This is a genomic window from Halobacterium hubeiense (assembly GCF_001488575.1).
GTDB lineage: Archaea > Halobacteriota > Halobacteria > Halobacteriales > Halobacteriaceae > Halobacterium > Halobacterium hubeiense.
The window spans coordinates 215,071-234,583 of the sequence record NZ_LN831302.1 but is presented as its reverse complement, the minus strand read 5'-3'; the positions used below and the strand labels follow the sequence as shown (position 1 = coordinate 234,583).

At 60.2% G+C, this 19,513-nt stretch carries 13 protein-coding genes and 1 pseudogene; 4 read left to right on the top strand and 10 right to left on the bottom strand.

Going from position 1 to position 19,513, the window contains the following annotated elements; all coding sequences use genetic code 11:
• Nucleotides 1–195: 195 nt before the first annotated feature.
• Nucleotides 196–2,448 (bottom strand): efflux RND transporter permease subunit, encoded by a 2,253-nt coding sequence (locus tag HHUB_RS01075; protein WP_059055403.1) that lies wholly within the window; start codon nt 2,446–2,448, stop codon nt 196–198.
• Between the two features lie 27 nt (nt 2,449–2,475).
• Nucleotides 2,476–4,131 carry a COG1361 S-layer family protein gene (locus HHUB_RS01070; protein WP_059055401.1) on the bottom strand — a complete coding sequence of 552 codons (1,656 nt, stop codon included), beginning with the start codon at nt 4,129–4,131 and terminating at the stop codon, nt 2,476–2,478.
• A 421-nt stretch (nt 4,132–4,552) separates the two neighbouring features.
• On the opposite strand from HHUB_RS01070, the gene HHUB_RS01065 reads away from it, so the two are divergent.
• Nucleotides 4,553–5,176, top strand: a complete 624-nt coding sequence (locus HHUB_RS01065; protein WP_059055398.1) for a TetR/AcrR family transcriptional regulator — start codon at nt 4,553–4,555, stop codon at nt 5,174–5,176.
• 109 nt (nt 5,177–5,285) lie between these two features.
• Complete coding sequence (locus HHUB_RS17570) at nt 5,286–5,498, top strand: HVO_0758 family zinc finger protein (protein WP_337589477.1); 213 nt, start codon at nt 5,286–5,288, stop codon at nt 5,496–5,498.
• Between the two features lie 290 nt (nt 5,499–5,788).
• Here the strand turns inward: HHUB_RS17570 and HHUB_RS01060 are convergent, their stop codons facing one another.
• Nucleotides 5,789–6,550, bottom strand: coding sequence for a TrmB family transcriptional regulator (locus HHUB_RS01060; protein ID WP_059055397.1), 762 nt, complete (start codon nt 6,548–6,550; stop codon nt 5,789–5,791).
• A gap of 87 nt (nt 6,551–6,637) precedes the next feature.
• Nucleotides 6,638–7,870 (bottom strand): CARDB domain-containing protein, encoded by a 1,233-nt coding sequence (locus tag HHUB_RS01055; protein ID WP_059055395.1) that lies wholly within the window; start codon nt 7,868–7,870, stop codon nt 6,638–6,640.
• Nucleotides 7,871–8,007: 137 nt separating this feature from the next.
• Between HHUB_RS01055 and HHUB_RS01050 the strand changes: the two genes are divergently transcribed.
• A complete protein-coding gene (locus tag HHUB_RS01050; protein ID WP_059055393.1) occupies nt 8,008–9,102 on the top strand; it encodes a tubulin/FtsZ family protein in 1,095 nt (364 codons plus the stop codon).
• Nucleotides 9,103–9,162: 60 nt separating this feature from the next.
• Nucleotides 9,163–9,612 (top strand): annotated as a pseudogene (locus HHUB_RS16005) (RNA-guided endonuclease InsQ/TnpB family protein); the annotation flags it as partial.
• An 11-nt stretch (nt 9,613–9,623) separates the two neighbouring features.
• On the opposite strand, the gene HHUB_RS01045 reads toward HHUB_RS16005, so the two are convergent.
• The 6 genes from HHUB_RS01045 to csg all read right to left on the bottom strand — a co-directional run bounded on the left by HHUB_RS01045 (nt 9,624) and on the right by csg (nt 19,205).
• Nucleotides 9,624–10,337, bottom strand: a complete 714-nt coding sequence (locus tag HHUB_RS01045; protein WP_449271431.1) for a DUF7537 family lipoprotein — start codon at nt 10,335–10,337, stop codon at nt 9,624–9,626.
• A 211-nt stretch (nt 10,338–10,548) separates the two neighbouring features.
• A complete protein-coding gene (locus HHUB_RS01040; RefSeq protein ID WP_059055389.1) occupies nt 10,549–12,183 on the bottom strand; it encodes a hypothetical protein in 1,635 nt (544 codons plus the stop codon).
• A gap of 683 nt (nt 12,184–12,866) precedes the next feature.
• A complete protein-coding gene (locus HHUB_RS01035) occupies nt 12,867–13,979 on the bottom strand; it encodes an ABC transporter permease (RefSeq protein WP_059055388.1) in 1,113 nt (370 codons plus the stop codon).
• 29 nt (nt 13,980–14,008) lie between these two features.
• The gene (locus HHUB_RS01030) at nt 14,009–14,674 is read right to left on the bottom strand and encodes an ABC transporter ATP-binding protein (RefSeq protein ID WP_059055385.1); all 666 of its coding nucleotides are present in this window, start codon (nt 14,672–14,674) and stop codon (nt 14,009–14,011) included.
• The gene (locus tag HHUB_RS01025) at nt 14,671–15,843 is read right to left on the bottom strand and encodes a COG1361 family protein (protein WP_059055382.1); all 1,173 of its coding nucleotides are present in this window, start codon (nt 15,841–15,843) and stop codon (nt 14,671–14,673) included. The genes HHUB_RS01030 and HHUB_RS01025 overlap by 4 nt, the downstream gene beginning before the upstream one ends.
• A gap of 476 nt (nt 15,844–16,319) precedes the next feature.
• A complete protein-coding gene (gene csg, locus HHUB_RS01020; protein WP_082687142.1) occupies nt 16,320–19,205 on the bottom strand; it encodes an HVO_2072 family ArtA-dependent S-layer glycoprotein in 2,886 nt (961 codons plus the stop codon).
• Nucleotides 19,206–19,513 lie beyond the last annotated feature (308 nt).

Here is a 19,513-nt window from a genome sequence, read left to right as displayed (position 1 = left end):
GTTGTGATTGGCGTTCATTAGTGGTCACTTGTGGATGATTGTGTTTTGGTAGTTATGGGCGTACACAAACCCGCTCGTAGCTGACTGACTATTTAGTCACAACCGTATGCTTGGTTATCAAGTTACTGGTGTCGGGTACAACAGTGGCAACACAGTAACTCGGCTCGAAACAGGAAAAGAGACGAACGAGACAGATTAAGTTCCGGTGTGTTCTGCACTAGTCCCCCAATATGTGGTCACTCGCTCAGCGACTGTATCTAAGACGATCAGGGTTGGCGGGAGCGTTGCGAGCGACGCGATCAGCGTGAGGAAGATCACGCCGACAGTGAGGAAGCCGAAGCTACTGAGAACCGGGAATGGAGAGAGAATGAGCGCGGAAAAGCCGAAAACCGTGGTCATCCCGGAGACACTGATTGCTTTCCCGACGCGGCCGGCGGCCACTTGGACAGCATCAAGTCGGCTCACGCCGTCCCGCCGTTTTTCCTCATAATAACGCTCCATCACGATGATCGTGTACTCAGCGCCGATCCCGACGGTCATAGCTCCGAGGCTTGCTCCGAGTGGAGAGACCGGTAGATCAAGCGCGAACATATAGATGTTCTGCCACCCGATCACGAACACCATTGGCACGAGTGGGGCAACTGCTTTCACGAGATCACGGTAGTACAGCAAGAGGAGTGCGAACACAAAGAGCACACCCAACCCTGTGGTGGTGTTTCGTGACTCGATCTGCTCCATGATCGCGGGCGTAGAGATCGCGGCTGTTCCGGTAAGCTCTGCAGTAACTCCCGGTGGTGGAGAACTGTACGAGATTGAGCCGCGTGCGTTCTCCAGGAACGACAACACTTCAGCGGTGGTCATATCCTGTGGCGACACGATCGTAATATGTGCTCGGCCATCGTTGTAATACTGCTGGCGCTGCTGTTCGGGAATCTGTTCGAGCACGCGGCTGACGCCAGCCTCCGTCTGGGGGATCTCGCCACCATTGTACTGTTTCACCAGCGTTGCCGGAGTATCGACACCCTCTATCAGTGGCGCCTGTGTTGCAACGTGTTCTAGGTCAGTCATCCACCGCAACGTCTCCGGATGCTTCAACTCCGACCCCGTAACGAGCACGTCGTAGCTGGTGGAGCCGCCACCACCAGTCTCAGCCCGGAACTGCTGGAGGTCAACGTATGCGGGGAGATCTTGCGGGATGAACTCTTCAGTGTCAGCCATCGTGTCTAGTGACCCTCCGATCTGGAAGCCGACGCCCGTCAGGACGAGCGCGAGCAGTAGCACGGCAACGGGGTGGGTCGCAAGTACACGTGAGCCGCGGCCAAGCGTCCGTCCGACAAACCCGATGTCTGCATCACCATCTTGGGCCGGCTCTGCACTCTCACCACCATCGGGCTGCGTTTCGGCCGGGTCAGCTTTCCAGCGAACGTAGAGGGTAAGTCCCGACAGCAGGACGAGAATTCCTGCGAGAAACGTTAGCAGGACACCTAGAATCGAAGTCTGAGCAAACCAAATAATCGCCGGGGAAGTCGCGGACACCCAGGTTGCGCCGAATCCAAGTGCCGCGGCGAGCATCGCAATCAGGACTGGTGGCCCAACCCCGCCGAGCGCCTTCGGAAGCGCGGTCCTGGGCGGATACGTTTCCAGTTCCTCCTCATACCGTTCGTGGAACTGCACGGAATAGTCGATTCCCAAACCGATGAGAATCGGGAACACCGCACTCGTCATCGTCGAGTTCGGAATGCCACCATAGCCGATCGCCCCGAAGGTATAAATGACACCCGTGAAGACGGCGACGATCGGCAACAAGCGTAATCGTACACCACGAAAGAGGAAGAACAGGGCGAGAATCATCAGCCCGACTGCCAGGCCGAGTAACTGCTGGGTGCTCTGCTGGATGAGCGTCGAGAGCTGCGCAGAGAACGCTGCGCTCCCGGTGACTGTCACCGTTGCACTGGCGGGGAACCGCGCCCATTCGCTGGTACTGACTGCTTTCGAGTAAATTGGGCGTTCCGCTTGTTGTGACAGGCCAGTGTCAGTGACGATCTGGACTGTCGTGTAGTCGGGAGAACCGATGACGGCTTCGATTTTTGCCTGCGATTCCGGAATCCGGCCGTATTCCGCACGGATTTGATCGGCCGGACTCTGGACCATGTAGACATCGTCGGTCTTCGCCATTTGCCGGTCATATCTGTCGATCGCCTCGATTGTCGACGGCTCAGTGATATCACCCCGGACTAGGACCGCAATTGTGCCACGGTCGAACGATTCAGAGAACGCCTCGTACGTGGGGTCACTGCCAACGAAGGCTGCATCCCCAGTGACACTCGTGATCTGTGCGGCGCCACCGACTGCGACGAGAATTAACAACGCCGCAATCAGAAGTGTCGCTACTGGGCGGGCCTGGATTCGATCACCGATCGAGGCGAATATGCCACGTAACTTAGCCATAGATTAGTTAGTCGATTAGTGGGGCGATTAACGGCGCCGATACAGGAGGTAGCCGGCTCCGAGAACCACAACAACGATGGCGCCGATCACCGGGAGCGGCACCGGTAGCCCGCCTGAAGCCGGAGAGATCGCGACGCCGATCGGGAGACCGTCAGTGTACTTCGTATCCCCATCCTGTTCGTCGTATCGAATCTCGACTGACGCGTCGTAGTCTTTGACGAGCGCATCGGAGCCGGCACTCGCTGTAAACGTTGCCACCTTCGTCTCACCGGGTTCCATGGAACCGAGATACGCGCCGTCGTCAGAGGTCGATAGTGGGTCACTGACGAACAGTTTTGCATTCGTCGCCGACACAGGGTCGTCACCTTGGTATTGCACTCGAACGGCGACCGTGTCACTTCCACCCGGGGACACATCGGTGCTGACGTTGACGACCTTGAACGGATTCTGTTCGGCACCAATTTCGAGTGCTTTCCGAATCGGGGACGTTGTCGTTCGGAGGTCACCGTCCGGGTTCTCGTATTCGACAGCGAACGGGAAGGAGTTCGTGCCTGGTTCTGCCGACTCGGGAATTGACACGGTGAACGACACCGGTTTTGATTCACCCGGCGCGAGATTCCCTACCGCGGCCTCCCCGTTAGTTGCAGTGATACCTGGCAGCGAGGTAAGGCGAACAGCAACATTATTTGCGTTGCCAGTGCCGGTGTTAACGACCTCGGCTTGAATCGTTGCCTCGGATTCATCCACGCGGAAGCGTTCCGTTTGGATGTTTGTCAGTGCAAAGCGGCGCTCAGGCTGAACTAAGACCCCGGTTGTTAACGTATCAGATTGCTCGGTCACGCCGTTCTCGTTGGTGTACGCAAGTGTCGTCTCAATGGGGTAGTGACCAGCTTCAGTGTTCGCTTCGGCGCCAACTTGAGCGGAGAGATTTCTGGTTTCGCCGGGTGCAATCGACGGGATGTAGAGGCTCGTCGAGGACTGCGGGCTGGATTGGGACCCGAAATAGAGTGCCGGCGATTGACTGCGCAGCTGTACGGACGCATCAGTGGCGGTTTGCGTCCCCGTGTTTTTCACGGTGAATGCAAGCTGGCCAGTATCACCGCCGAAGACGTTGTTCTCACCTTCAGCGACGAGTTTGAACTGTGGTTTCTCTTCGACTGTCAGCTCAATATACCGGATGTCGTTTTCTTCGCTCGTCTTTCGGAACGTCTCCTGATATGGACCATACGAAACGGAGCGCGTGTGTTCGTACGATACTTCGATAGGAATCCGGTACGTACCAGGCTCCACTTGGCCGAGTTCAAGTTGGAACTGTGACCGGGCAGCGGTCCCGCTTGGGAGACTACTAACAGTATGTGTACCGGTATTTACATTGATTGGTTCACTAATCCGGTCTTCTAAAACCTGAACTTGCAGCCCCTCAGCAGTCTGTACTTCTTGTTCATAGCTGGCTTGACCACCCTGAAGGATCGTCCCCGTATTTGAGAGCGTAACTGTGAGCGTTTGTGTAGAACTAGCTTCAACCGGCCCGTTCGGTGATGAGACACTAATATCTGGTTTCCCAGTAACTGTGCTTTCGGCGGCCTGTACTGGCATCGGGACTGCCGTAAGCACGACCATTAGTGCGAGAGCGGTAACGGTTATTCCGGAAACGTATTTCTGAGCGTGCGGTTTGTCAATCATCTAGTTACTAGCGTATTTCGGTGTGTTATTTTTTGATTGATGAGCGTTCAATTTAAGTCATATATCACACTATCTGTCGATAGCATGACCCATGACGTATGGGCACGCTCATCCCCAGTACATACTTCTCGGGACGCCCTCTCTTGCTCCTCAACTTGTGCCTACCGAACGGTCGGCAGGTATTCAATCTTTCCTTTCTTGGCCGCAACTAAATGATCTTTCAGCTGTTTAGTCAAGCACGCCCTAAGTGAGGTGACACAGACCTGTTCACTGTATTAAATAGTATAGACATCGAAATCAACACCTCAAGCCAGCCCTCACCGACATTACTAAAGAGTGAACGGTTCGAAGCGCAAATTATTGTTCCGGTTTACCTACCAAGACCCGCAAGTTCAAAGATTACGTAGCGCAGAATTCAACTATGGATATAGATAGCCCTTTCGAAGGACCCCCCGAAGACACTCGTGAGGAGATCCTCCGAGCAGCCTTTCTTGTTCTCCAAGAACACGGCTACAGTGGTCTGTCAATGAGCCGTATCGCCGACGAAGTGGGACTCCAAAAAGCGTCTGTCTACCACCACTATTCAGATAAAGACAGTCTCCTGCTCGCACTCGTTGATTACGTCATCGAGGAAATGAAATACCGAATGGTTCAACAGGAAGATGGTGACTCTCTTCAGCAACTACAGTGCTTCATCGATCAAGTCGCATTTGGGCGACAGATGGAGGGAGAGCTAGCAGGATTCTCGCCACCATCGGAGGAGACACTCCGAGTGTTCATTCAGATTCGGGCACGGGCAACCCACGATGACGCCTACCGAGAGAAGATTACGGAGATTACGCGTCTCCAGCAGGACCACATTGCGGACGTCATTCAAGCGGGGATCGACCGTGGCCAGTTCGCTGATGTCGATGCGGAACGCGTGGCGGCGGTTGTCTCAACGCTTTTGAACGGTATTTTCTCACGACGAGTTACGACGAACGCAGACGTGGAACCGGTCCGCGAGGCGATCCACGCCTATCTGGAGACGGTTCTGGTGAACTGAGTCGCCGGCAGATTGATATCCGCCCACCGATGACGAGGGGAGCTTCCGCGCTGGTACCACTGCGATTCCTCCCCACCGCAAGCGGCGGGGTTTCCTCGCTACCGCAAAGATGACCAGCAGAGTTTTTCCCCGCGAGCGCGGAGTCGGATGTATGGATTCCGTTCGACGGGCCCTTCGCGAGGGTGAAATTTCGAAAGACATGTACGAGCGCTTGGAATGTGTGGAGTGCGAGGAACAGTTGGTCACGAAGAACGAGCCCGACGAGGTTGGCACAGTTCGAGCCTGCCCGGAGTGCGGAACGAAGTGGCGACAGCTCCCCTGATCACGCTGTCCTTTACCTAACCGCTCGCCCGGTCAGACTGGAGACAGGGAATTCAGGCCGCCGTTCGGACACCTAGACGGCTGCTCGCCCCCATTCAAGGGGCCGACAGTACGCGTGTTCGGGCAGCCGATGAGACATTGACGTCATCGATCGGGGGCTTCTCCTGCCGAGACCAGCCCCGGTCACGGTATGCTCACGCACCGGGAGAGGGCCCGCTACAGACTCAACTCGTGGTGGGTGTGGTCGATTCCGAGATTAGCGCCCGCCGACCCTACGTGTGCGATGGCCCACTACTGACGCAGCACGGCGCGAAAAGCCGCTGCAAGTGGCGGGGCGACCTGTTCACCGGCACTCCAGAAGCATAGCTCCTCGCGAGGGGCCTGTGGCGTTGTGACGCCGATCAGGACTGCGCTGTCATCGACGACCAGAAGCCGGGTGCAGTTGTCCGCAAACGCGGCCGGAGGATCAATATGCTCGAAACCGATCGTGTCCGCGACCAGTCCCGGTCGACGCTCAGCAACGGCAGTATCAGCCGGAGCAAATACTGAGACGGTGCAGCCGTCTGTGGCGGTCGCCTCAAGAGCGTCAACCGCGGCGCTCGGGAGAAACGCAGCAGCAGTGACGTAGTAATGCACTCGGCTGTCCGCGGATTCGAGGAAGTCAATAGCCTTCTGATTGGTGTTCTGCAGTCCTTGCACCCGCCAGATTGAATCCGATTCCCCCTGTTCAGGCCGACCATCTGCCGCCCGAATCGCTTCTAGTTGGCTCACCATCTCCGTCGTCTGTTGAGCAATCCGAGAGCGTAGCAGTTCACCGGCTGTACTCGGGGAGACAGCCCGGAACTCTTTGGGGTTCGAGGATTGAACGTTCACCAATCCAAGCTCTTCTAACTCATCGGCTGCCCCGTACACCTGCGAACGCGGAACATCAGTAATGGCGGCGATGTCGCTGGCCGTTGCAGGGCCAACCCGCTGTAATCCGAGGAAGGTTTCCGCGGCGTACGTCGATAATCCCAGCTCCTTGAGCGACTCCGTCAGGGTGGTGTCGTCCATAACGTCGCTTCGGGAGCGAGACGGCTAAAAATCGTGGTTTATAGCTTGCAGCGTGGAACAGCGCCGAGCAGTAACAGCTGCCCGCAATCAGTCGGCGGTCCGGAAGCGGCGATAGCCAACCCAGCCAACGCCAACGCAGGCACTAAAGAGGACGAATCCGACGAGTGAACCGGGGAAACCGCCGGCGAGACCGCCGATGAGCGGGAACTGTTGTGCTGCCTGAACTCCACCGTCGTCTGCGGTTTGCGCGTTCACAGCCGACACGCTGTCGATAGTGCGGCTGTGCTGGTTCGTTTCGGTGCCGACCGTGTAACTACTCTGGAGAGTGACCGACGTGTTTGGTGGAACATCCGCGGGGATGAGCGCGGTCTGCGACGTGGCAGGGGCAACAGTACCGATACCGGCAGCGGGGAGCTGTGTCTCACCCGCTTGGCCGACGATCGTGACGTCGTGTGCGGGTGCGTTCCCCAGGTTGGTGACTCGGTATTGCAGGTAGCGGGAGTCGTTTTGCGTAAGAACTGTCGCATCCACGGCGATTTCCGAGCGGAGTTCCCGCACGGGGATCGAGCGGGTGGTCTCAACTGTCTCTTCCTCGGCGTCGAGGACCGCTCGGAGTGTGAGGTTACCGGCCGCAGCTGGCTGAATTTCGAAGGAGAACGTCGTCAGGTTCCCGGCTGCAAGGGTCGGCTTCAACCGCGTCTCCGTGTCAAGCGACTGGTTAACGGCGTTCAGCCGGACAGATAGGTCCGAGAGGTCAGATTCGCGGCCGTTCGAAACGGTGACGTTGACCGGGACGGCTGTGTTAGCAACGGCAGTATCGGCGTCGATGTCGAGCTGGGGTGCAGGCTCTGGGTCGTCGCTCGTTGGCTCGGAGACACTCACGTAAACCGGGTAGTCGATAGTGTCGATCACTTCGACGGCGCCGCTGGAGTTTGTTTGAACACCACGAACGGTGATCGTCAGGTGTTTTTCGCCGGCTGTATCGAATGTCGCCCGAAGCGGCACATCGATCGACTCGTCAGCCCCGATCGTGCCGAGGTTGTCGACACTCGAGAGCGTCTCGCCAGTCGATGCGGTTACCACCACCTCGGTGATTCGAAACCCGCCTTCACTCGCGCTCGAGTGGTGAATCGTGGGCGTGATCGTAATTGTGTCGCCGGTCTCAGGTTCATCATCGGAGATGGTGGTGTCCGAAATCGTGACGAAGAGGTCCGAGCTTCCGGCAGCGGCTCCCGTGCCAACGGCCAACGAGGTGCAGAGAAGCGCAACCACGATCACCGAGTATGCGTTTCGTGACGGTGGAATGCTGAGGTCCAACATCATCATTTAGGCTTGCCTAAAACAGTATAAGCGCTTTGTTTTAGGTCGGCCTAATCAGTGCGGGGGTGACACCATAAGAGATGAGTACGGGAACACCGGGGAGTCAACTGTTTACGCGCTCGCGCGAAACACCATCTATGCGCGTCGCAGCCATCGGTGTCGGCGGTGCAGGCGGACGCATCGTCGACGCCCTCCTCGAAGATGACGACTCGCGAGACGTGTCGTATCTCGACGGTGTATGTGCCTTAGACACCGATCAAGCGGCTCTCGCCAACCTCAATACCGTCCCCGAGGACGCACGGCAGCTGTTCGGCCAAGTCAAAACCGGTGGGAGCGGGGCGGACGGCGATCCAGAGCGCGCTACAGCGGCATTCGAAGCCGACCGTCTCGAAAGCCGACGCGCCGCCGAAGACGCCGTCAGTTCCGAGGCCGCCGCGACCGTGCTCATTGCATCGCTTGGCGGTGGCACCGGCGCTGGCGTCACCGCCAAACTCGCGGGTGCACTTCAGGAGCTGTACGACCACCCCATCTATGCGGTCACCATCCTCCCTGCGTCCCATGAGGCGATTCCCGATAAGAACCCGGCACGGGCGCTCCAAGCAGTCGACAGCGCGGTCGACGCACAGATCGTCTTTGACAACGACGTGTGGCTCGATCCGGACGACGACATCACAGCTGTCGCTGGAGAGCTAAATCAGGTGCTTGTGGAGCGACTCGGCGCCCTCTTCAGCGCTGGTGAAGTTGCAGCCGCCGATACTGTGGGTCAGCGCGTCGTCGATGCCAGCGAGATCATCGCCACACTGAACGAAGGCGGATTAGCGACGATCGGGTACGCCGAACAGCGCCTGCAGAGCGAGCAACAGTCCGGTCTGGAGTCGATGCTCGACCGCATTCGTGGCCTCGTCGGGTCGGCTGACGGGGCCGTCGACGAGATTACAGCGATCAAGGGCGTCGAAACCACGCTTCGGCGGGCGACGCGGGGACGCTTAACCTTCGACTGCCCGCTGGATGGAGCAGCAAGCGCATTGCTAATCGTCGCCGGGCCACCGGCATGGCTGCATCAGTCAGCGATCTCGGACGGGCAAAGCTGGCTAGCCGAGGAGATCGGGTCGGTGCAGCTCCGCACCGGCGACAATCCGCTGCCGAACAGCGATAGCCTGGGCGTCCTCGTGGTGTTCGCAGGGGTCCGGGACGCACCACGGATCGAAGCCCTGCGAACCACCGGTCAGTGAAACAACCCACCGACGACGGCGAGGCCAACTCACCACGATGACGGAGATACGAGGCGAAAGTCCCGGGAGTACGACCTCGTGGCGGTCGAAGACCTGAACGTCAAAGAAATGATAGAATCGCCGTCGAACAGCCGCAACACCGCGTCTGCTGCGTGGCGAACGTTCCTCTCGTTACTTGAGTACAAGTGCGAACGCGAAGGGACGCACTTCGTCGCAGTTGATTCGAGAGGGACGACCAAGAAGTGCGCGGCGTGCGGCGTCTCGACGGAGAAGCCGTTGTGGGGCCGTGAACACTCGTGTCCGGACTGTGGGTTTGAGGCGGACAGGGATGCGAACGCGGCATGGAACATTCTTTCTCGGGGTCTACAAGATGTAGGGGTGGGACACTCCGAACGAACGCCTGTGGAGACTGCGCTCCCTATGGACACCCGTTCGGTGTCTGCAAAGCGCGTCGTTGAAGCAGGAAGCCCTATCTTCAAGGAACGAGCCGCGTCAGCGGCGAGTGAGTAGGGTAGGGTAGTTCACTTCGATATCCAGTCGGGTTCTTCGATATCGGTGTCGTTGAGCTGGCGAACGGTCGCAGTGAGCGTCGTTTGCATCGTCTGTTCGCCCTGCGTGTACTCGAATTCGCCAGTAAACTGACGAATTCGGCCGCGGTCGTCAACGGCAACGGTACCCGAAAAGTCCGTAACCGTGGTGTTTGCACCCGTCGAGTTACGGAACGAGTGCCGAAGTGCGTCGGTGCCCGCGGTCTCATACGCCATCACCTCATCGCCGTCAAACGTGTGGGTTCCGTTGCGTTCGAACGTGGCATTTGGCGACACGTACGTGGCGATCGGTTGCACGCCGCGACGTGCGGACGTGACGTTGACAGCCTGGTCAGACTGTGTAACACGCGTTTGATTGCCGTACTGGAACCGCTGTTGGGTCCGGGTCCGGTCCGTGTACACGGTCGTGTTAGCGAACGAGTTCATCGAATGCTGGAGATACCGCTGGGCGTCGGGGTCGATCCGATATTCGATGCGAGAGGAAGTCTCGCCAGCCTGTGTGATCGCAACGACGGACGTGAAGCTCGTGTCGTTCAACGCAGCCGCGTGGCGGTCAATCCGGTCATCAGTAATCGACACGGTTTCCGGATACTCGGATGTCGTTGCGGGTGAGTTACCCAGGCCGGCGCAACCGGCGAACAGTAGCATACCGAGTACTGCGACAGTAAGGAGTGGACGACGACGCATACGTGCAGTCGAGGCGCCGGGGAGAAAAGAGCTTGTACTTTCGATTAGGCGGCGATCCGGAGCGTTGGCCTCGTGACTACCTAGTAGAGTGTCTCGCCCGAGAAGCGTGCGGCCACGTGCCGTGGCTGTTGCTGTGGTGGCCGATGTCACGTCGGGAACTGGCGGGTATGGCTCCGCGTGGATGAGAGCGAGAGCGCTACCAACGACCTCGTTAGCCGCGGCGTTGTTGGTAGACTGCGCCACCGATACCGACCGCGGTGAGCGCTCCGATAGCGAGCGCATGCTGACCGATGAACGAGAGCAGGCCGCCAAGCAACGAAGACTGGGTCGAGCTGCTCGGCTGGATCGGGTCACTGGATTCGACGGCGCCCAGCGTGGTACCGCTCGGCGAATCCGTGCTACGGTCGGCGGACTGTTCGGTGGAGCGAGTCAGAGGGTCAGCGGGCTCAGACTGAGACAGCTCGAGCCGCTGGATGTGTTCGGTTCCCGTCACGTCGAGAACACGGACGCGGACCGCAGCGGGATAGCTCCCGGCGTCGAGGCGCTCTCTGAAGGTGAGGTTTTCAGTGACACCGCCGCTGTAGACGGAGTTAATATCGATCGTCTCCCCATCCGGGGAGAGTGTTTCAACCCGAACACGAGTGATCTGGCCGTCAGAAACCGTGCCGGCTGCCTGGACCGTGCGCTCGTCGACTGAGCCGGACAGCGAGCGGTTGAACTGGATTTTGGGCGTGACGAGCTCCGTGTAGTTAACCGATAGTTCTCTGGTTGTTGTCTGACCGGCCTGGTCGGTCGCAACGAGCGTGATGTTGCGTGTCCCATCAAAGACGTCGACAGTCGGGGAGATGACTTTGCTGATTGCCTGTTTGGTCGGCTGGCGCTCGGTGTAGAGATACTGCTGGCCCGATCCGTTGGCCGGGCCGATGCGGAGGCCGACGGATGCCAGTCCGACGCGGTCAGTTGCCTCTGCGTCAATGCGGACGGCCGAACGCGTCGCGACAGGATACTGTTCGAGGACGCTGATATTCGGGGGGTCCGAGTCCTCGACGCGAAGCGTGGTCTCGTATTCGCGAATGTGACCGAACTCGTCGCGGAGCTCGATGTTGAGCGTGTTCACGCCGCTACCGACATCGGGTTGTGTCGGCCCGAGGCGGAGGGTGCGTGAGATCGTCTGATTGGGCTCCGTGATCTCAATTCGGGTGTCCGTGTCCCGGGGTTCGTTGCCGTACTGATAGCGGTACTCGTGTTCGATGATGACCTGCTCGACGTTCGACTGGTCGTGGATGCGCCCCCGAAGCTCGACGCTTGATTTGTTCAGTGTGTACGTGTCGTTAAGTTGCTCGTATGTTCCATTCGGCCCGACGAATCCAGCGGAGATCGGTGATTCGAATGTCATCAGTGGGGCCCCCGAATCCTCGATGACGGTCGCGTCATACGTGGTCGTTCCCTCGGTTGTCCGAACAACGACCGAGAGTTGGTGAGTTCCAGCGTCAAGGTCGAGCGTCGTCGTCTCGGAGAACGTGCTCGAATTAGGGACGTACGAACGGCGGGTTTCGTCGTCGACACGGACGGAGATAATCTCGATCGTTGCGTCAGCGGCGATAGCCAGGGTCAGCGTCGGGTCGTTCGTCGTAGTGATCGTCTCGCCGGCAGGGAGGAGTGTGTCCCCGACCGTGACTGAGATGTTCGGAGCGGCTGCCTGCTGGCTGTAGCTGTGTGTGTCGTCGGCGGCCGGTTCAGCGACAGTCTCCGGCTCCGAAATGGACGCGCTAACGGCTGGGACTGCGATGGCAGCGACGCAGAGAAGACTGACGAAAAGCGCACCGAAGCGACGGGAGCGGTTCATTAGCGGCCTAGTTGAGGCTGCTGCACATTGAAACTATGTTTTTGTTGGCGAAGACGCCACGCACGTGGAAACCACTACAGAGCTAGCCAGTGGAGTGTTGCTCGCAACGTTCGATGCAGCCAGCGACAATATCGACTTCGTCGAAGATGTAGCGAAGCGTATCGCTACCGCGTGAGCGAAGCCGGTGGTTGCCGGCCGGACGGCAAAGGATACGTCGAGTTGTCTGCGACGACGCACTCGGACGCACCGTCGGTCTGGCCAGCGACAGCCGTGGCCTCGGTCAGCAGACACCGGACCGAAGCGGCACGGCTGTTCCGGAGCGTAGCGATAGGTGTTCGCCCGCAGCGTAGCGGCACACCAGGCGGCGCCTGCTGGGGATGGAGGGCGAACACCCATCAGCCTGGTGATGGGAGCCACCGCCCACCCGGAGGCCGCGTGAGCGCGACAGGCCAGTCACAGGACACACGGCCGGTCGTCGGGCAGGCGGGGCAACAGACTGTAGCGACGCTCGCGTTCTAAGTGTTTGGATTCGAGCGTCCATTCAGGCAGACGCCAGCCCAAGAGTAGCAGGCAAAAGCGCTCTCGCCACCGAAACGGCCCGAGTCCGATGTGGAAGAACTACCGCCGATGGGTCACTCGGAGTGCAAACCTATCGTGGGAACGCCGTGGCTGACGGCCCCAAATCAACCACGGAGAGCCTCAACGGGGGATTCGTTTGCGGCCTTCCACGCGGGGTACAGCCCGCTCAGGACGCTCGCGCCGACCGCAAACGCGAACCCGTAGACGAGATAGCGGGCGCTGGCCCATGCCAGAACGCCCATCGGGTCGCCCGTGAGCGCGCCGAACATGAGAAAGCCGATCGCCAGCGACGCGAGCGCGCCGACCAGGCCGCCAAGCGTCCCGAGGAACGCCGCCTCCGTGAGAATCATGCGCAGTACCTCACCGCGCCGGATGCCGACGGCGCGCAGCACGCCGATCTCCCCGCGGCGTTCGACCGTACTCATCAGCATGACGTTCAGGATGGCGACGCTAGCGACGATGAGCGAGATCGACCCAATTCCGAGCAGCGCCAACTCGAGGGTGTTCATGAACCCGCTGATGCCGCTCTGGATGTCGGCGCTGGTGAAGATGCTCAACTGCACGTCCTCGGTGCGGCCGTAGCTGTTGAACGCGGCGTCGATCCGGTCAGCGATCGCCGCCGTGTCGTCGCTCCCCGCGGTGATAATGGTCACCGAATCATAGTGGTCTTGCTCCGAGAGCGCTGACAGCGGCAACACCAGCTCGCCACCACCACCCGCTCCGAAGCTGTTCTCGGACTCGAGTAATCCTCGAATGCGGTAGAGTTGGCCGTCGTATTCGACCGGGTCACCGAGTTCAAGCCCGAGTTCCTGGGCCGTCGTATTCGAGAGTAACGCTCCGGACTGCAGTCGCGGTGGCGCCTCACCAGCCGAGACGGTGTAGAGTTCGTCGGCTTCGGTAACGCCCGTAACGCTGACGCGGGCGTCTTGGCCACGGGCGGAAACGTCCGTATTGTTGGTTTTCTGCTCGACAACGGCTGCGTCCGTGACGAGCGCCTCGATCTCCTCGAGTTGTTCCTGTGTGACGCCGTCGTCGGGGTTGTCTTCGCCGGGCGTAATCGTCACCTCGTTGGCGATAGTGCCGAGCTGGGCGGTCGCCTGCTGGTTGATGGCGACGCCGGCCATGCCGAGCGACGCGATCGACATCACGCCGATGACGATGCCGAGTGCCGCGAGTGCAGTGCGGACGCGGTTGCGGCCGAGATTCCGCCACGCCATCAACACGCTAGGGAATCGGGCGAGGATGCTCACGAGCGGACCACCCCGTCAACGAGGCGGACGACGCGGTCGGAGAACTGTTCGAGCTGTTCGTCGTGGGTGATCGAGACGACGGCGATGTTCTCCTCGTCTTTGAGCCGCTGCATCTCCTCGAGAATCGTGCCGCCAGTCTCCTGGTCGAGATTCCCGGTTGGTTCGTCAGCCAACAAAATATCGGGTTTGTTGATGAGTGCGCGGGCGATAGCGACGCGTTGTTGCTGGCCGCCCGAGAGCTGTTTGGGGGTGTGTTGGAGGCGGTCGCCAAGGCCGACCCGCTCAAGGAGGTCGATGGCGCGGTCGTGGCGGTCAACGGTGGTGTCCCACATCGACGGGAGTTCGACGTTCTCGACGGCGGTCAGCATCGGCAGCAGGTGAAATGACTGGAAGACGAAGCCGAGCTTGGAGCGGCGCTCTTCAGTGCGCTCGTCTTCCGTGAGGTCGGTCACGTTCCGGCCGTCGAGGGAGACGGTCCCTTCGGTGGGAGAGTCGAGCAGCCCGATCATGTTGAGCATCGTGCTCTTGCCGGAGCCGGAGGGGCCGACGATCGTGACCATCTCGCCACGGTCGGCGTGGAAATCCACGCCTTTTAGCGCTTCGACGGTCTCAGCACCGCTCTCGTAGCGTTTCACCACGTCGTCGAGTTCGATGATGCTCATGAGCGACGCCAGCGGTAGGCAACGATTCCAATGCCGACCAGAACGAGGACGCCGACCGCGAGTGCGGTCACCGGGAGGCCGCCGAGTGGCGAGCCGCCGGACTGTGGGCGGGGATCGCGGTCGACAGTTAGGCCCGCATTCGTGTCGCTCACGTCGACGGTGACGGTTTCGGAGAACTGCTCGCCGTCGGCCGAGTAGTTGACGCGGACGGGCACCGTCTCAACTGGGGAGTCGGCGGTGACGGTGAGGTCGAAGGTAGCGAACTCGCTGGTTTCGACGGTGCCGACAAAGTAACCGCCGTTCGCAGAGAGCCCCTCAGCCGCGGCAACGTCGATGAGCACGGCGTTGGCGTCGGCGCCGCCGAGGTTCGACGCATCACCGCTGATCGTGTACGTCGTTCCTCGGGCGGTGGTTTCGATGGCGGTCAGCGCCATGTCGGCGGCACGCTGTGGGTTGTACTGGAGCGTCGTCGCCGTGCTTCGGCTCTGGTATTCGTCGGTGAGCGTGTACTGGGCGCGGACGGTGAGTTCGCCCGCGGGGATGGTGTCGCCGTCGAACGTGACGGTCTGTGATTGGCTGCCGGAGACGTTCGAGAGAGGGGCGCGGTCGACGGTCTCGCCCTGTGATCGGAGCTGGATCTCGCCGGATTCGACGGGGACGGTGCCGTACTGCGTGAGCGTCGCAGCGACGCCCGTCGAGCCGTTCACGGATTGGGCGCGCGCGGAGATGTCGACATCCGTTGAACGGTCGTCGACGGTGAGATAGACGGATTTCTGGACGACAAAGACGCTGCCGTCGGGGTTGGTGCCACGCGCGGAGACGGTGATGCGGCGCTCGCCGGGCGTGTCGAAGGTGTGAGCGAGCGGGACTTCGGTCGAATCCCCGGCGCCGAGTCGGCCGAGGTTGTCCGCGGTGTTGAGGACCGAGCCGCTGCGAATGCTCACTTCCGTGAGCTTCGCGCTGCCGGTCGCCGTCTCGGAGTTCGTGATCGTGGGCGTGAGCACGGTTCGCGAGTCGGTCGTGGGGTTGGCCGGCTCGACATTGATTTGGCCGATGGTGACGGAGGCAGTCTCGTCCGCCGTTTGGGCGGTGACGGGTGCTGCAGTCACCAGCGAGAGCACGACGAGCGCGGCTACAATCGTCGCAGCAGAGCGAGTGACTGCGCTCATTTGTCTCCGGTTGGGCCGAGTGCGACCGGGTAGATGCTGCAGGTCGTCGACGTTGCGGTGTGGTGGGCCATGAGTTAGGGTTGGGCGGTCGTGTCAGGCTATATGGGTGGCAACGGGTTATCTTTTTGCCACCCGAAAGGAGGGTGTCGTCGAGCAGCCCGAAATCCACGTCGCGGTCCTGCCGGCGGTTGACTGCCGCCAGTTCGGTTGATGCATCCACGGGCGTCTCGCACGCCGTGGATAGCCGTGAGTTCTAGCGAGGAGAACGGTGGACGCTACGGGGTGAGACAGCTCAAGCGACACTAGGCGTGTTGGTGGCGATACAGCGAGGCTGTGGAGCGGGCGGGGAGTATGCGTAGCAAATTACTTGGCCGACAGTTGTAGCGATAGCGCCGTCGCTACGGGGCGTAGCGCGCAAAAGAAAGAATCCGCGTTGAGTCGGGAGACCACCTTACGGGCGGTCAGGTCGTGATTCGTTAGTTCTGGCGGAGCGCCAGCAGCGCGGCGCCGAGCACGGCAACGAGCGCGATGCCCATGCCGAAGCCGGGGATGCCGCTACCGGATTCGCCACTAGTGTCTTCCGTGGTGCCGGCCGACTCCTCGGTGGTCGTCGGCGCTGCAGTCGTCGACTCCTCGGTGGTCGTCGGCTCCTGCGTGGTCGGCTCCTCGGTAGTCTGCGTGGTCGGCTGCTGGGTGGTCTCCTGGGATTCTTCGACGATCTCGATGTCCTGACGGTCGGTGTTGTCACCGTCGTCGGACTCGAGTGTGTACTCACCAGGCTCGACGTTCGCCAGGTCCATCTCAACGGACCACTGACCATCCGTACCCCATTCGTCCGTACTCGCGATGGTTACGGACTCGTCATCCTGGTCGAGCAGCTCGACCGTGATGGTGTTGTCGTCGGGGACGCGGTTGGTCTGACCCTCAACCGTAAGGGTGCCACCGGATTCGACACCGCTGACGGACTCGATCGTCGTGAGGCCGTCCGACAGGCGGAAGGTCTCAGTGACGATCAGGTCGTCGCTTGCCGTGTCGTCAACCGAGTTCGCGAGGATGCGGTCGCGAACCTGGTTGCCGGTGCTTGCGCCACTCGCGTAGTCACCCATAATGGTGTCCGCGAACGCGGATGCAGAGTTCTCGACGCCGTCACCGAAGACGCCGTCGCGACCGGACGAGATGATGTGCGCGGAGACGCTACCCTCGTTCAGGGTGCTAATGTCGAGGTCCTCCTCGGTGAAGGTCCCGTCGCTGTCAACCGTAATGTCGTAGGCTTCCGCGTTCCCGCGGGAGTCCACGAACGCAACAGCCAGTTCGTCCTTGCCGGGCGCGGTGCCCTCAACGTCGACCTGCGCGTCGTCGCTGGCGATCTGGCCGTTGTACGTAACGAACGAACCGTTAAGCTCGGTATCAGTCACCGTCAGCGAGGACGTGCTGCTGATACCGCTGTTGAAGTCGGACGTGGTGAGCGTGTCTTCGACGGTCCCGTCGCTGTTCGTGTCAGCGTCGGTCGCGTCAATGATGCCGAGGCGGTACGTGCCCGGCAGCGAGAGGAGGTTGTTACCGTCAGTGTCACCCGAGATCACGACGTCCGTTTCTTCGAAGGTATCGTCGCTGTCGACTTCGATCGTGCGATCGTCGTCGATGGTAACGAGTTCGAAGTCGTTGTTGTCACGGGCGTAGAGAGCGACCTCGTCGGTGCCCTCGTTGGCCGTCCCGTTGATGTCAACTTCGGAGCCAACAACGTACGTGCCGGTCGGGCTGTCGAGCGAGACTTCACCTTCAGTGACTTCGAAGGATTCGTCGTCGTCAGTCTCGAGGCCGTTCAGCGTCGTCACGTTGTCGAGGCTACCGTCCGGTGCGTACCCATCATCAGCTGCGTCAGCGGATGCCGGGTAGAGGTCAACGTCGACGGACGAATCGTCGAGGTACTGCGTTTCGATCGAGCCGACGCCGTTCCCGCCGTCGATCTCGACGATTGCGTACGCGTAGTCAACGTTGTCGATGTCCGCGTTTTCGAGGTCGGTCTCGACTGCGCCGTTGTCGTTAACGACACCCGTTTCGGTGGTGTCACCGACGTTGCGGAGGAGGTTCGCGACGTTCTCGGTGGAGACGCCGTCGCGGAAGTCGCTGGAGTCGACTGTGACTGCGTGGAAGTTACCTTCCGGGCTGTTTTCAACCGTGTACTGGAGGTTTGCGCCCTGCACGACTTCGTCCTCAGCGAGGCTGAGGGAAGCCGTCTGCGAGGACGAAATCGTCACGGAGACGCTCTCGGAAGCATCACCGAAGTCGAGGTCATCAACACCAGCAACCTCGAAGGTGTATTCGCCAGCGTCAACAGCGGACGGGTTAATCGCGATCGAACCGTCGCCGTTACGCGTAGCGGCGCTGTCAACGATTTCGTCGGTGACATCGAGACCGTCTTCATCTTCGACGGTCAGCTCGATGTCTTCAGCGTTGTCGTAGTTGTACTCGACCTCAACAACGGCGTTGTCCTGATTCGTGTTCAGGATACCGCCGCTGACGTCAGAACCGGCGTTGTTCTGAACTTCAAGGGTCGTGACACGCGGCGTCGAGACGGTCAGGCCGCCGTTACCGAAGGGGGACGGACCGTCATAGGTACCGGTCGTCTGGTCGGACGGGATCGGCATCTCGAGCGGGACGCCCTCGTTGGACCCGCTTGCGCGCTCGAAGCTGCTTGCGCTCAGGTCATTGGCGAAGTCGAGGTCGCCTTCACCCTGGTAGACAACCGAGTTCGGACCGACGGTCTCGTACTTACCGTCGCCGTCCGAGTCGGAGCGACCGTCTGCCGGACCAGTCGACTCAGCAACCGTCACCGCGCTGCTGAGGGTGGTAGAGGCCGTAGTGTCATCGTTTGCGCCAGAGTCGTCGACGGTAACCGTCACGTCGGAGGAAGCACCAGCGCTAGCAGCGGTCGCGTCGATGACGGCACCATCAACGGTGATCGTGCCAGCATCAACGCCGCTACTGCTGGGCTCCAGGTTGAACGTGATTTCGCCGTTACCGTTCACCTGCTCATTCTGGCTAATCGAAACATCGTTACTAACCTGAACCTGGTTAGCGTCACTGAATTCGAAGTTAGCGGCGTCAAGGGACACCGTGAATTCGACGGTCTGACCGGAGTTGTCCGGGTTCAGGTTGCTGATGTCGAACGTGACATCTTCTGTTTGCGTAGTCGGTTCGCTCAGCTCAATGCTGTCCTGCCCACCAACCTGGATGTTGTTTGGGCTGGATGCATTTGCCGCGGCGGCAGTTCCTGTGAACGCGATGCCGGCCGTGAATACGGAGCCGATCATCAGCGCAGTCAGGAAGACCGCGCGGAGCTTATTTGTTGTATCAGTCATGTGTTGTCTTCGTGACTGGATCGGTTCCAGTCGGACCAGACGACCGCTTCCACCTGATTCCGCCGAAACGGTGAATCGGGGTTTTCACAGCCGCCGTTCGGGTAGGGGTACCCGCAACTATGAGCATCCGTTGGTAAATGCTTTCTGTCTGTATCGGCCGCTACAAGCCACCATGACACAAATTACCACGGTATTGCGTATGGAACAGATTGCGTCCCACGCCGCAGCGAAACGCAAGGGGTACTCCGACGCCAGGCGCCAGAGCTGAGCGGCTCACACCGGAAACACAATCGAGGAACAACGAAGCC

What these genes read in the sequence shown, in the direction of transcription:
- HHUB_RS01075 (WP_059055403.1), bottom strand. Translation starts at nt 2,448, where the DNA reads ATGGCTAAGTTACGTGGCATATTCGCCTCGATCGGTGATCGAATCCAG.
- HHUB_RS01070 (WP_059055401.1), bottom strand. Translation starts at nt 4,131, where the DNA reads ATGATTGACAAACCGCACGCTCAGAAATACGTTTCCGGAATAACCGTT.
- HHUB_RS01065 (WP_059055398.1), top strand. Translation starts at nt 4,553, where the DNA reads ATGGATATAGATAGCCCTTTCGAAGGACCCCCCGAAGACACTCGTGAG.
- HHUB_RS17570 (WP_337589477.1), top strand. Translation starts at nt 5,286, where the DNA reads ATGACCAGCAGAGTTTTTCCCCGCGAGCGCGGAGTCGGATGTATGGAT.
- HHUB_RS01060 (WP_059055397.1), bottom strand. Translation starts at nt 6,550, where the DNA reads ATGGACGACACCACCCTGACGGAGTCGCTCAAGGAGCTGGGATTATCG.
- HHUB_RS01055 (WP_059055395.1), bottom strand. Translation starts at nt 7,870, where the DNA reads ATGTTGGACCTCAGCATTCCACCGTCACGAAACGCATACTCGGTGATC.
- HHUB_RS01050 (WP_059055393.1), top strand. Translation starts at nt 8,008, where the DNA reads ATGCGCGTCGCAGCCATCGGTGTCGGCGGTGCAGGCGGACGCATCGTC.
- HHUB_RS01045 (WP_449271431.1), bottom strand. Translation starts at nt 10,337, where the DNA reads ATGCGTCGTCGTCCACTCCTTACTGTCGCAGTACTCGGTATGCTACTG.
- HHUB_RS01040 (WP_059055389.1), bottom strand. Translation starts at nt 12,183, where the DNA reads ATGAACCGCTCCCGTCGCTTCGGTGCGCTTTTCGTCAGTCTTCTCTGC.
- HHUB_RS01035 (WP_059055388.1), bottom strand. Translation starts at nt 13,979, where the DNA reads ATGGCGTGGCGGAATCTCGGCCGCAACCGCGTCCGCACTGCACTCGCG.
- HHUB_RS01030 (WP_059055385.1), bottom strand. Translation starts at nt 14,674, where the DNA reads ATGAGCATCATCGAACTCGACGACGTGGTGAAACGCTACGAGAGCGGT.
- HHUB_RS01025 (WP_059055382.1), bottom strand. Translation starts at nt 15,843, where the DNA reads ATGAGCGCAGTCACTCGCTCTGCTGCGACGATTGTAGCCGCGCTCGTC.
- csg (WP_082687142.1), bottom strand. Translation starts at nt 19,205, where the DNA reads ATGACTGATACAACAAATAAGCTCCGCGCGGTCTTCCTGACTGCGCTG.